Source organism: Cloacibacillus evryensis DSM 19522 (assembly GCF_000585335.1).
Classification (GTDB): domain Bacteria; phylum Synergistota; class Synergistia; order Synergistales; family Synergistaceae; genus Cloacibacillus; species Cloacibacillus evryensis.
Window position 1 is genome coordinate 624,760 of record NZ_KK073872.1, and the last position, 12,702, is coordinate 637,461.

Genomic DNA, 12,702 nt, shown 5'->3' on the forward strand with positions numbered 1-12,702 from the left:
GATGCCTCCCGTAGTGGTACAGACAGAACATCTGACGAAAAAATTCGGCAGCTTCACCGCCGTCGACGATATAAACATGTCCATCGAAGAGGGGGAAGTCTACGGCTTTCTCGGCCCCAACGGAGCGGGAAAATCGACGACGATCAGGATGCTCTGCGGCCTGCTCGCCCCCACCTCGGGCAAGGGGCTCGTCCTTGGGCTCGACCTCGCATCGAACGGACAGGAATTGAAAGAGAAGATCGGCTACATGTCGCAGAAGTTCTCGCTCTATCCCGAGCTCTCCGTGCTTGAGAACCTCAACCTCTATTCCGGGCTCTACGGACTTACGGGCGCGGCAAAGAAAAAACGCATCGATGAAATGCTTGATCTCGCGGGGCTCGTCGGGCGCGAAAACGAACCGACCTCCGCCCTCTCGGGAGGCTGGCGGCAGCGGCTCGCGCTCGGATGCGCCATCCTCCATAAACCGAAGATACTTTTCCTCGACGAGGCGACGAGCGGCGTCGACCCCAAGGCGCGCCTGCTCTTCTGGGACATCATCTACGACCTCGCCGCGGATGGCACCACCGTGATGGTCACCACCCATTTCATGGACGAGGCGGAGCACTGCAACAAAGTCGCCTTCATCTATTACGGCAGGCTTATCGCCGACGACTCGCCGGATAATCTCAAGAAAAAGATCCCCGGCAAGCTCTACGAGGTGACGGCGGACGACCCGATGGCGCTGCTCGCGAAGGTGCAGGCCGGCGAGGACGGCCCGGTGATCGACTCCTATTTCTTCGGCGACAAGATACACCTGCTCGTATCGCCGGATAGGGAGATAACCGCGGAGGGCATCTTCGCGGAGAGCAAAATAGAGCGCATCGAACAATCGATGGAGGACGTCTTCGTCTACCTCGTTAAATCCCACGCCGGCGACGACCTGGGCAGCGGGCGGATATCCGGGATCGGAAATATAACTACGTCACAGGCCAAAGGCGCCGAAAAAGAGGGGATAAAATGAACTGGGAACGGATGCACGCACTGATAGTAAAAGAATTCATACAGCTCATGCGCGACCGCATCACGCTGGCGATAGTCGTCTTCATGCCGCTGGCGCAGCTGCTCATCTTCGGTTTCGCCATCAACACCGACATCAAGCACCTGCCCACCGTCATCTTCGACCAGTCGCGCACGCAGGAGAGCCGTTCGATGATAAACAGCCTTACCTCGAGCAACTATTTCGACGTCGCCAGATACGCCGGCAGCGTGAAGGAGGTCGACGAGACCGTCGAATCGGGACGCGCGAAGGTCGGCATCGTCTTCCCGCCTGATTACGCGAGCCGGATAAAGGGCGGCCGCCAGACCTCCGTGCAGGTGATCATCGACGCGACGGACAACCTCAGCGCCTCCTCGGCGCTTGCCGCGGCGCAGACTATCGGCATGCTCAAATCGCAGGAGATACTGGCGGAGAAATTTTCGCGGCTCGGCGTCAAAGTGCCGGGGCAGACCATAGACATGAGGATACGCCTCTGGTACAACCCCGACTTTATCACCTCGTGGTATATCGTGCCGGGCATCATGGGGATGCTGCTCACCATAACCCTCATATCGATGATGTCGATGGCGATCGTCCGCGAAAGCGAGCAGGGGACGCTTGAACAGCTGCTCGTCACGCCGATGAAGATCTGGGAGCTGCTCTTTTCCAAGATAATCCCCTATATCGTCGTCGGCTACGTGCAGGTGTTCATCTCGATCATCGTCGGCATCTTCGTCTTCAACATGCCCTTCCTCGGGAGCATCACCCTCTTCTACTTCCTCACCTTCTTCTACGTGGTGGCGAGCCTCTCTCTGGGCATAATGATCTCCTGCTTCGCGCAGAACCAGACGCAGGCGCTGCAGATGTCGGTATTCATCATCCTGCCGAGCGTGCTCCTTTCGGGCTTTGTCTTCCCGCTGGAATCAATGCCGCTGGGTTTTCGCTACCTCGGAGAGTGTCTGCCGATAACATATTACATCAGCCTCTCGCGCCAGATAATCCTGAAGGGCGGCGGCCTCGCCTACGTATGGCGGGACACCCTCGCGCTCATCGCCTACATCGCGGTGATGTTCACGGCCTCGATACTGATGTTCAAACGCCGCTTCGTTCCGTAAGCGGCCGCGCCGCCAAAGCGGAATAGGCGTTCGTATTTTTGCAATGCTCTTTAATAAGCAGGGGAAAGGACAGATAAAATGCTTACCAGAAAAATAATCATGGCATTTCTGATAATATCATTCGCGGCGGGCGCCGTCGCGGCGGCACCCGCCCCAATGCCGTCCGCCGCGCCTCGCTCTGCCGATATGGCGCCTGCCGTCGACGACGCGGCGCTCGCGGCGCTGCTGGTAAAGGCCGCCGCCAACAACCCGCAGATAGCGGCGGCGGCGCAGAAAACCGCGGCCGCCGAGGCGCAGGTCTCTCAGGCTCAGGCAAAGATGGGACCGAAGGCCTCCGCCGGCATGGGCGCGCTGTGGATGCGCGACGGGATATCAAAAAATGCAGATATTCCCGGCATGGGCATGCTTAACGTACCGATACTGGGTTCACACACATACGCGGCGGCGGTCGGCCTTACGCAGGTCATCTATGCCGGAGGCTCGCTGACGGCACAGAAACAGGCGGCGCAGCTCGCGCGCGACGCGGCGGCGGCGCAGGAGAGGCGTACCGCGCAGAGCGTGGAAAACGCCGTCTGCCGCGCCTATTACACACTGCGCTGCGCGCAGGCCAAGGAACTTGTGGCCGAAGAGGCCGTGTCGCTGTCGAAAAGCCACATGGCGCAGGCCGAAAAACTCTTAAAAGCCGGCGTCGTGGCGAAAAATGACGTCCTGCGCAGCAAAGTCGCGGTCGCCTCCGCGGAGCTGGACCTTATCCGCGCGCAGAACGGCAGCGCCGTCGCCTTCACGGCGCTGCGGCGCGCCGTAGGCGCAGACCTCCCCGACGGACTTGCCGAGACGCGCCCTCTCAATAAAATACTTACCGCCGCGGAGGGACAGCCGCCGTACGGCGAAGCCAAAGGCGCGGCGGAACTGGCGATGGAGAGGCGCGAGGAACTGAAGGTCTACGCGCTGCTTTCCGGACAGGCGGAAAAACTCGCGCGCGCCGCGCAGGGGCAGATGCTGCCGCAGATACTGGGCGCGGTCGGTTACTTTGCCGCCGATGATAAATTTTTCCCCAGCGAGCAGAGCGAACCGGCGGCTGCCGTCGGCCTCTACTGGAACTTCTACGACAGCGGAGAGATGCGCGCCAAGACCAACGAAGCCAAAGCCAAGGCCAAAGAGCTGCTCTTTATGCTTGACGATATGAAAAACGCTATCCGCATGGAGGTCACGCAGGCCGATCTCAACCTGAAATCGGCACACAGCCGCCTCGTCGTAGCCGCGAGGCAGGCCGGCGAGGCGCGCGAAGATTACCGGATCGCCACGCGCCGTTACGCGGAGAGCGTCGGCACCAACCTTGACACGCTCGACGCGCGCCTCGCGCTGACGAACAGCCTCACGGAGCTGGCCACCGCGATGTACGATATCAAAATGGCGGAGGCCGACCTGCGCTACGCGATAGGAGAATAAAGAGGCCGAAAAACAACAAAGGATGCTGCGAAGAACGTCAAGCTCTTCGCGGCATCCTTATAAAACATAAACAAAACGTCAGAGGTGAAAGTCCAAGCGATCGCTGCCCCCGACGCTTCGGTGATAGTTTCTTAGGCGGACTGTTTTTTCTACGCCCAGCCGATAAACATGGCGATGGCGATCAGTATCATCTGGGTGAGTATCAGCAGAATGAAGAGCGGGACCATCCATTTCCACCATCTGTCAAGCTTAATGCCGGCAAGTGCGCAGAGCACCGGCGCGAAGGCCGACGAGAATCCTATTACGCCGAAAGCGGCATGCCGCAGCTCTGGCAGAAACGGTACTCCCCGCGCGCTTCGCCTCCCGCGCCACAGTGGCTGGTAATGAATTCCTCGTCAATATAAAACGTCGCTTCCACGGCGTCGAACCGCAGCACGCAATGTTCGGGGCCCCCGGGCCGCCAGGGGAACGTTCCTTGTACCATTCTTTCCAGAGGTTCTTTTTCACGGCTTCGCCCTCGACGAGCGTCACCGCGCACCGCCCAATATATTATATATATTTCTTACGTAAAACTATTTTATAAGCCGCATCGCTCTTTCAAGATGAGATATCATCGCCAGCCGCGCTTCTTCGGGTTTCTTATTTAAAATAGCGGCTATGACTTTTTCCTGGTCGTTGATGAGATTTGTGATATCCGCTGCGGGCAGGTTGTCAAAACTTGCGTGGTGTGCGTCGATTTCGGCCTTTATTGATGAAAGCATGTGTATTAATAAAGTGTTCTTGCTCATACGGATGATCGCGTCATGGAAAGCGTAATGTATCCTGTTTTGTTCCGCGATATCGCGGTTTTCGTTGTCACGGCTCAGTCTTAAGAGATCATTCAATTCGTCAATATCGTCGTCCGTCACGCGCAGCGCCGCCCAATAGGCACTCTGCGATTCCAGTAACGTGCGTATCTCGTATATCTCCTCTACGGAAGCGTTTTTATAGCCGATGTCTATGACTTCAAGCGACAGGATGCGGCTGACTGCGTCCTGCGCTAGGAATGTTCCCTGTCCCGGACAGGAAGTGAGGACGTTCATCTTGTTTAAGATTTTTACCGCCTCCCTGATTGAATTCCTGCTGACAGAAAATGACGATGCAAGCTCATTTTCACTGGGTATTTTATCGCCAGGCTTCCATGTCCCGTCTTTTATTAGCTTCAACATCTGATCCGAAATAGACTGGGTCAATGTGACCCTTGAAATTGCCTGAATCATGGGAACACTCCCTTTTCTGTTCTTAATTTTAACATCATACAAGATTAATATAAATTATATTCAGGAATTGGTCCAACGGCATTTCCAAATTTTGCAAACGGAGGCCATCTGTTGTGGTAACTTTTTACAGGAGAAAATAAATTGTAGATAATTTAATTGACATGAAGAAACACGATGCTATAATAATGGCTAAACTAATTAAATGTAGGATAATCCTATAGTTAATGTGAGAGGTTTAAAAATAGAGGGAGGTAATCTTAATGCCGTGCAAATTGGTCAATGCGGAGATCGTTGAAAAGTTACTGACGATGAAAGATGCGATAACCGCGTGTGAGGAAGCGTTTTGTGATTGGGGCAACGGAGAGGTCGTCTGTCCGACAAAAATTACCCTTGAGCTTGGCGAAGACGCGGAATGGCCGCCGTACAAAAATGGCCTCAACGCGATGCCAGCATATATCCACAGCAAAAAAAGTGCGGGCATCAAATGTGTAGGCGGCTCGCTGAACAACCCGCAGTGGGGATTGCCATATATCATAGCTTTAATATTACTTTTCGATCCCGCAACGGGAATATTTCGCTGTGTGATGGACGGCGCTCAGATAACGAATTACAGAACGGGAGCGCAGGCCGCCGTCGCCGCTAAATACATCGAGGATAAGAAAAAAATCAAGTTTGGCCTCTTCGGAGCCGGCGTACAGGGCCGTACGCAGCTGATGGCCTTCAACGAGGTCTTCGAGATCGAAGAGGTTCATCTCTATGACATAAATTCGCAGGCTGCGAAGGCGTTCGTGGAAGAGATGTCGAAAACCGTCAACACAAAATTCGTCATCAAAGAAGATCCAAAAGATGTAATGGACGATACGGATATCATCGTATCGGTGACGCACGGCAGAAATAAATTTATTAAGAACGAATGGTTTAAAAAAGGCCAGATCATCTTCCCGATGGGTTCGTTCACCGAATGCGAGGACGAGCTTCTTTTGGGCGCCGACCATGTGATCGTGGATTCCATAGGGCAGACGATGCACAGGGGGGCGCTGAAGAGTGTCGTGGATTCCGGAAAGTTTAAGAAAGAAAATATCAGCGCGACTATCGGCGAGCTGGTATGCGGCAAAAAAGAGTACCATATTTCACCCGATGAAAAAATAGTCTGCGTACCCATCGGCACCGGTGCGATGGATGTAGCCGTCGCCACGATGATCTACGAAAAGGCAATGGCGCAAAACTTTGGCGAGCCTTACGTTTTCAACAATGCTGTAGAAATTTAGTTTTCGGTCACGAAAAAGCATAAAAAGAATGTGGAGGGATAATGATGTTTAAGTATGTGAAGGCCGGCCTGATAGCGATGACGGCGCTTTTCCTGGGGAGCGCGGCCTGCGCGGCTCCGGCGTACCATGTGGGAATCGTCACCGGTACTCTTTCCCAGAGTGAAGATGAAATACGCGGCGCGGAATACTGCCTGAAAAAGTACGGAGATGCCTCTAAAGGCGGGATGATCAGGCATGTCACTTATCCGGATAATTTTATGTCGGAGATGGAAACAACAATTTCGCAGATAGCTGGTCTGGCCGACGACCCGTTGCTTAAGGTCATTGTTATAAATCAGGGTATTCCCGGCACCACGGAGGGCATCAGGAGAGTCAAGCAAAAGAGGCCCGATATAATCTGTCTCGTGGGCGAGGCTCACGAAGACCCCAACGTGATCACCTCCGCCGCTGATATGGCGACGACGATAGATTTTATAGACAAGGGCTACCTGCTTGCCTATACAGCGAAGAAAATGGGGGCAGACACCTTTGTGCACGTCTCATTCCCCAGACACATGAGCTATGAGAGCATCGCGCGCAGAGTCGCCATCATCAAGGCGGCATGCAAGGACCTGGGAATCAAGTTCTCCTATGAGACCGCGCCAGACCCTACGAGCGACGTCGGCGTAGTGGGAGCGCAGCAATTTATGATCGAGAAAGTGCCGGCATGGATAAAGAAATATGGAGATAAAACGGTATTCTTTACGACCAATTACGCTCTTCACGAACCGCTGCTGCGGCAGCTCGCGAGATATGGCGGCATGTATATCGAGGCGGATAGTCCCTCGCCTCTGGTAGGTTATCCCGCCGCGTTCAGCATCGACTTGTCGAAGGAAGCCGGGAACTGGCCCGCGATATTGAAAAAAGTGGAAAGCGCGGTTATTAAGGCTGGTGGAAAAGGCCGGATGGGCACGTGGGCCTATTCCTACGGTTACGCGAATACTCTGGCGTTGGTCGATTTCGGCATGAATGTCGTTGAAAAAAAGATGAAGCTGACGAGTAAGAAAGATTTCCTCAAATGTTTCGACCGCGCCACTCCTGGATCGAGATGGAATGGCAACTATTATACGGATCTGGGGACCGGCGTGACGAGCAAGAATCTGATGCTGATCTATCAGGATACCTATATCTTCGGCAAAGGGTTCATGGGGGTGGCGGACGTAAAAGTTCCTGAAAAATACCGTAAAATAAGATAAAATTTAGTCTTGGGCGGACCGTTTGAAAATACTGCAAGCGGCTCCGCCGTATTTTTTTATGAGGAAGTGATAGTTATGGCAGCTTTTGGCAAGATGGAACAGATGGTCTCTTTATTGAAAATAGCTGGCTGTGACGCGTTTTTTATCGCCCCGTCCCCTGACCTCGAATATATATGCGGATTGGATTGTCTTCCTGATGAACGTTTTAAAGGACTGCTCGTAACGAACAAGGGCCGTTTTTTCTTTATGACGCCTAAGCTCTATCTAGAAGAGATGTCCGCAGTGGCCGGCGACCCATCTCTTTGCGAGGTATGGGAAGATCACGAAGGTTTTGTGGGGGCTTTTATCAACGGCTGTAAAAAGGCCGGACTGGAATCTGGGAAAATCGCCTTTAATGACGCCGTGAGAGCCGTGGATATGCTGAAAATATCCGCCGCGATGAAGGGGATCGTCTGCTGCGACGGAGAAGAGCTGATAAGTCCTATGCGCAGTGTCAAGAGCAAAGAAGAGATTTCCCTTTTGCAAAAAGCCGCCAAAGTCGCGGATGATACGTTGTCAGAAGTCGTTAAACACATCCGCCCTGGACTCAGCGAGCGCCAAATTGCCGAAAAGCTCACGGAAATACATGACGACCTGGGAAAGGGCATATGCAGGCACATCAGCCATATCGTAGCGGCCGGACCCAACGCGGCGATGCCGCACTATAATGGCTGCGACAGAATAATAGAAGATAAAGATGTCGTGCTTATAGATTTTGCAGGAAGGTACGGCGGGTATTTTTCGGATATGACGCGGACCTTCTTCATTGGCGACCCGACTGAAGAGGAAAAGAACGTCTATAGGATCGTGCTTGAGGCGCAGACGGCAGGAGAGAGGGCGATACGCTCGGGAATCAGCGCCGGGGAGGTAGACCGTATCGTGCGTAAGGTGATCGAAGAGGCGGGCTACGGAGAACGGTTTCCATACAGAGTCGGCCACGGTGTGGGAATCTCCGTTCATGAGACTCCCTTCATTAAGGCGTTCAATAAGCATATCCTGCGGCCGGGCAATGTCTTCAGCATAGAACCCGGGATATACCTGCCGGGAAAATTCGGCGTCAGGATCGAAAACCTGGTCGCCGTGGCGGACGATGGTTCCGCTCTCGTGTTGAACAAACTGCCTAAATCGATGTTGGTTCTTTGATAAAAGGGGAGGCGAATTTGCGCTATGAATGGCTGTGAGACAGGCGCCTTGAAAAAGGTCTATAAATATATAGATGAAAATATGGATCTTTATATAGACTGGCTTCTGGAAGCGGTACGCCAGCCCAGCATATCGATGTATAACAGTGGAATGAACGAGATGGCTTCGCTTTGCGTACATTTCCTTGAAGACAAACTGGGACTGAAAACAAATATCATCGAAACAGGCGGCTCGCCCTACATATACGCCTACCTTGACGAAGGGGCGAAAGATACGTTGGCTTTTTACAACCACTACGACGTAATGCCCGTCGAACCGCTGGAAGAATGGGAGTCCTATCCTTTTGAGCCTGTCATTCGCGACGGCAGGATATGGGGTCGGGGCACAGCTGACAACAAGGGGAGCATGTTTTCCAGGATTTGCGCGGTTCATGCCTGCAAGCAGATATATGGCAAAATTCCTGTGAACCTAAAATTCTTTTATGACGGAGAGGAAGAGATAGGAAGCCCCCACCTTGATGATTTTATGCTCGTAAAGGGCGGCTTGCTCGAATGCGACGGGTTTTTCTGGGAAGGCGGCAGCCGCGATCTCGAAAGGGGGCGTCCGCATATCACCTTAGGCGTAAAGGGGATCTGTAAAATAGAGTTGTCGTGCAGGACGGCAGGCCGGGATTTGCATTCGGCCAACGCCGCCATCGTTGCCAATCCTTTCTGGCGTCTCGTATGGGCGCTGGCGTCGATGAAAAATGATAAAGAAGAAATACTCATTGACGGATATGTTGATGATATCGCCCCGCTCTCGGATAAAGAACGTAAAATAATCCACGATATGAGTTTTGACGAAGAAGCCTCGCTCAGGTCTTACGGCATCAGCTCCTTTCTGAACGGCGACAAAGGCGGCGCTTTGAAAGAAAGGCTCGTCAATTCTCCGACCATCAATATCAATGGTTTCAAAGGAACCTCCAGCGACACGGAGACAAAGACTATCCTGCCGGGAAACGCCTCAGTCTTTCTTGATTTGCGGCTGGCTGTGGGGCAAACTCCGGAAAGCGCTATGAAAAAAATCAGGAGGCATTTGGACAGGAAGGGCTTCAGCGATATCGAGGTAAAATTAAAATCATCCTACGACCCGTTCCGCACCAGTTGCGAATCAGCGCTCATGAAAGCCGCGGTCCAATCAGCGAGAGAAATATATGGAATGGAACCCAATATCATCCTCAACGACTGGGGCAGCAGCGGTGTCTGCGCCGTATGCGGCAGGCTTGACATACCATGTGTGATGATCGGCGTCATGAACGAAGACAGCAGAGAACATGCCCCCAATGAAAACATCTACGTGGAAGATTATAACTGCGCGATAAAAATGATCGCTTCGATAATTACCAAAATACCCTGTTTGAAATAAACCGCCATGCGGCCGGTGTTTGTTACAAGAAAGGACCTCTATGCATAGCCGGGAGGTTTCTTAGAAATTGAGTAGGAGGCCTCCCATTATTTGAGAGGCCTCCTACTTGATCTGTATTTTTGTGTATGGAGGTTTTACGTTACGCCCAGCCGATAAACATGGCGATGGCGATCAGTATCATCTGGGTGAGTATCAGCAGAATGAAGAGCGGGACCATCCATTTCCACCATCTGTCAAGCTTAATGCCGGCAAGTGCGCAGAGCACCGGCGCGAAGGCCGTCGGCCAGACGATGTTTGAGAGCCCGTCGCCGAACTGGAAGCATAGAACGGCTATCTGGCGCGGAATGCCGAGAAGGTCGGATAGCGGAGCCATGATCGGCATACTGATGACCGCCTGCCCCGAGCCGGAGGGCACGAGGAAGTTGAGCAGCGTCTGTACGACTAGCATACATTCGGCGGCTATCCAGCTCGGCATGTAGGAGAGAGGGAAGGCCAGTCCGTAAACGACCGTGTCGATCACGCTTCCGGCGCGAAGGACGACGAGTATTGCACGCGCAAGTCCGACCATCATCGCCGCCATCGCCATGTCGGCGAAGCTGGCGGCGACCTTTTCCGCCGTCTCAGAGGGGCTCCAGCCCATGATGGCAGCGCTCGCGAGTCCCATGATAAGGAAGATTGCGCACAGCTCCTGCAAATACCAGCCATAGGCTTTGGTACCGTAAACGACGACGACTATCCCCACCGCCAGTGTGGCGAGGACCAGTATTTCACGGATTCCGAAACGGTAGTTCTCAAGGTTTTCGTCGGCTTTGACGTGAGCGGCCATCTCTGACCCGTAGAGCAGGCTCTTCGTGGGGTCTTCCTGTATCTTGAGCGCGTACCTCATGGTATAGATCGAGGCCACGACGACCATCGATATATGACAGAAGATGCGGAAGCCGGCGCCTGACATCGGCGGCAGTTCCGCGATGCTCTGCGCCATGCCGACGGTGAAGGGGTTCATCACGGCTCCAGAGTAACCGATGCCGACGCCGCACGCCACGATCGCCAGTCCGACGATCGCGTCGTAGCCCATGGCGATCGCGATGCCGACGAAGATCGGCACGAAGGGGAAGGCCTCTTCAAAAACGCCTATCGTTGAGGAGGCGACGCCCAGGATCGCGATGAAGACGGGGATGATGACGGTGCGTGATTTCCCCTTGAATATGCGCAGCAGGCCGGAGACGAGGCCGTTGAAAGCGCCCGTCGCGATTATCAGCCCGATCGAGGCATAGGCGATCATAATAAAGAAGATGATGTTCGCCGCGTCGAGCATACCGCCATAGATGGCCTGGATCATCTGGAAGGGGCCGACGGGCGTGGCGGGGATCGGGTGATAGGTGCCGGCGACGACTATCGTGCGTCCGGCGGCGTTTTTGACGCGTTCAAATTCTCCCGCCGGCAGCAGCCAAGTCGCGATCGCGCAGGCAATGATGATCATCAGCAGCAGCACGTAGATGTGCGGGAATAGAAACTTCTTTTTTACCTGGCCCTGAGGGCTCATTTCAGCCGGTTCTTTCATGTCGTTTTCCTTTCTTCGCGAAAAGCTATTCCGCGAGCGCGAGTTTAACGGCCGCCTCGGCGTGGAGCGTGGTTGTGTCGAATAAGGGGACGGACGTGTCTTCCTGCTTTACGAGCAGCGGTATCTCCGTGCAGCCGAGGATGACTCCCTCGGCGCCCCGCTGGTGGAGCTTTTCGATGATCTCTACGAAGCGCTTGGCTGAGGCGGGGCTGAATATGCTGTAGTCGAGCTCCTCATAAATGACGTGGTGGATGAAGGCGATATCGTCTTCATCGGGAATGAGTATCTTTATCCCGTAGTCCTTTTCCATCTTGTCCTTGTAAAAATCCTGTGTGAGCGTGAACTTCGTCCCCATAAGGCCGACTGTCTTGAATCCCTTGTCGAGTATCGCCTGTGCCGTGACGTCGGCGATGTGCAGTATCGGCTTGGATACTCTGTTCTTGATCGCGCTCACTGTCTTGTGCATCGTGTTCGAGCAGATCATCGTGAAGTCCGCGCCGGCGGCCTCGACGCGTTTGACCGCGTCCTCCATGATGTCGTTGAGCTTTTCCCAGTCGTCCTCGTCGCGCAGGATGAGCACGGGGTCGAGATCGACCGAGTACATCACGCACTGGCAGGAGTGTTGTCCGCCGAGCTTTTTGTTGACGAGCTCGTTGATGATCTTGTAGACTTCGGCGGATGACTGCCAGGCCATACCGCCGACGATACCGATAGTCTTCATGAAAAATTCCTCCTCTTTTATTCTATTTCCGCCGTCAATTCCACTTCCACGCAGATTCCCAGCGGGAGCGAATTGACGGACATCGCGCATCTCGCGTGCCGTCCCTTTTCGCCGAAGGCCTTCACCAGCAAGTCCGAGGCCCCGTTGATGACGTAGGGCTGCTCGGTGAAGTCCGGCGTGCTGTTGACGTAGCCGTGGACGCTGACGATCTGTTTGACGCGGTCCAGGTCGCCGGCCGCTTTTTTAAGGATGGAGATGAGGTTGGCCGCCGTCACCGCCGCCGCTTCTTTGGCTTCCTCTTTGGTGACGTTTTCACCGACCTTGCCGATGTATTTGACATATTCACCGCGAATGCTCGGCCCCTGTCCCGAAATATGGATCACATTTCCGCAGCGGGTGAAAGGGAGATAACTGCCGATCGGCTTGATGTCGGGATATAATTCAACGCCCATCTCGGCGAGCCTTTTTTCCGTTTCCATCGTTTCCGCCCCGT

General features: G+C 54.0%; 13 protein-coding genes. 7 read left to right on the plus strand and 6 right to left on the minus strand.

The window, feature by feature from the left end; genetic code table 11:
- Nucleotide 1 precedes the first annotated feature (1 nt).
- The 3 genes from CLOEV_RS02720 (at nucleotide 2) to CLOEV_RS02730 (ending at nucleotide 3,579) form a co-directional block, all read left to right on the plus strand.
- The gene (locus CLOEV_RS02720; protein WP_034441793.1) at nucleotides 2-1,000 is read left to right on the plus strand and encodes an ABC transporter ATP-binding protein; all 999 of its coding nucleotides are present in this window, start codon (nucleotides 2-4) and stop codon (nucleotides 998-1,000) included.
- Nucleotides 997-2,130 carry an ABC transporter permease gene (locus tag CLOEV_RS02725; RefSeq protein WP_034441795.1) on the plus strand — a complete coding sequence of 378 codons (1,134 nt, stop codon included), beginning with the start codon at nucleotides 997-999 and terminating at the stop codon, nucleotides 2,128-2,130. The genes CLOEV_RS02720 and CLOEV_RS02725 overlap by 4 nt, the downstream gene beginning before the upstream one ends.
- A 78-nt stretch (nucleotides 2,131-2,208) precedes the next feature.
- Entirely contained in the window at nucleotides 2,209-3,579 is a 1,371-nt protein-coding gene (locus CLOEV_RS02730; RefSeq protein WP_008709662.1) for a TolC family protein, read from the plus strand.
- A 149-nt stretch (nucleotides 3,580-3,728) separates the two neighbouring features.
- Here the strand turns inward: CLOEV_RS02730 and CLOEV_RS17375 are convergent, their stop codons facing one another.
- From CLOEV_RS17375 to CLOEV_RS02735, 3 genes are all read right to left on the minus strand, one after another.
- On the minus strand, nucleotides 3,729-3,854 hold the full coding sequence (locus CLOEV_RS17375; RefSeq protein WP_256195952.1) for a hypothetical protein: 126 nt from the start codon (nucleotides 3,852-3,854) through the stop codon (nucleotides 3,729-3,731).
- A 26-nt stretch (nucleotides 3,855-3,880) separates the two neighbouring features.
- Nucleotides 3,881-4,063, minus strand: a complete 183-nt coding sequence (locus CLOEV_RS16740; protein ID WP_156938349.1) for a hypothetical protein — start codon at nucleotides 4,061-4,063, stop codon at nucleotides 3,881-3,883.
- Between the two features lie 88 nt (nucleotides 4,064-4,151).
- On the minus strand, nucleotides 4,152-4,838 hold the full coding sequence (locus CLOEV_RS02735) for a FadR/GntR family transcriptional regulator (protein ID WP_084482150.1): 687 nt from the start codon (nucleotides 4,836-4,838) through the stop codon (nucleotides 4,152-4,154).
- Between the two features lie 260 nt (nucleotides 4,839-5,098).
- Between CLOEV_RS02735 and CLOEV_RS02740 the strand changes: the two genes are divergently transcribed.
- The 4 genes from CLOEV_RS02740 (at nucleotide 5,099) to CLOEV_RS02755 (ending at nucleotide 9,927) form a co-directional block, all read left to right on the plus strand.
- The gene (locus tag CLOEV_RS02740; RefSeq protein WP_034441799.1) at nucleotides 5,099-6,106 is read left to right on the plus strand and encodes an ornithine cyclodeaminase family protein; all 1,008 of its coding nucleotides are present in this window, start codon (nucleotides 5,099-5,101) and stop codon (nucleotides 6,104-6,106) included.
- A 44-nt stretch (nucleotides 6,107-6,150) separates the two neighbouring features.
- Nucleotides 6,151-7,341 (plus strand): DUF3798 domain-containing protein, encoded by a 1,191-nt coding sequence (locus CLOEV_RS02745; protein ID WP_034441801.1) that lies wholly within the window; start codon nucleotides 6,151-6,153, stop codon nucleotides 7,339-7,341.
- A 75-nt stretch (nucleotides 7,342-7,416) separates the two neighbouring features.
- Nucleotides 7,417-8,523, plus strand: coding sequence for a M24 family metallopeptidase (locus CLOEV_RS02750; protein WP_034441802.1), 1,107 nt, complete (start codon nucleotides 7,417-7,419; stop codon nucleotides 8,521-8,523).
- Between the two features lie 24 nt (nucleotides 8,524-8,547).
- Nucleotides 8,548-9,927, plus strand: a complete 1,380-nt coding sequence (locus tag CLOEV_RS02755; protein ID WP_051484841.1) for a M20/M25/M40 family metallo-hydrolase — start codon at nucleotides 8,548-8,550, stop codon at nucleotides 9,925-9,927.
- 139 nt (nucleotides 9,928-10,066) lie between these two features.
- On the opposite strand, the gene CLOEV_RS02760 is transcribed toward CLOEV_RS02755, so the two are convergent.
- Genes CLOEV_RS02760 through CLOEV_RS02770 form a run of 3 tightly spaced genes read right to left on the minus strand, consistent with a single transcriptional unit; the run spans nucleotide 10,067 to nucleotide 12,688 of the window.
- Nucleotides 10,067-11,488: a YfcC family protein gene (locus CLOEV_RS02760; RefSeq protein ID WP_034441803.1), complete on the minus strand. Its 1,422-nt coding sequence runs from the start codon at nucleotides 11,486-11,488 to the stop codon at nucleotides 10,067-10,069.
- A gap of 25 nt (nucleotides 11,489-11,513) precedes the next feature.
- A complete protein-coding gene (locus CLOEV_RS02765) occupies nucleotides 11,514-12,209 on the minus strand; it encodes an aspartate/glutamate racemase family protein (RefSeq protein WP_034441805.1) in 696 nt (231 codons plus the stop codon).
- Nucleotides 12,210-12,226: 17 nt separating this feature from the next.
- Nucleotides 12,227-12,688: a RidA family protein gene (locus CLOEV_RS02770; protein ID WP_034441807.1), complete on the minus strand. Its 462-nt coding sequence runs from the start codon at nucleotides 12,686-12,688 to the stop codon at nucleotides 12,227-12,229.
- Between the last annotated feature and the right edge of the window lie 14 nt (nucleotides 12,689-12,702).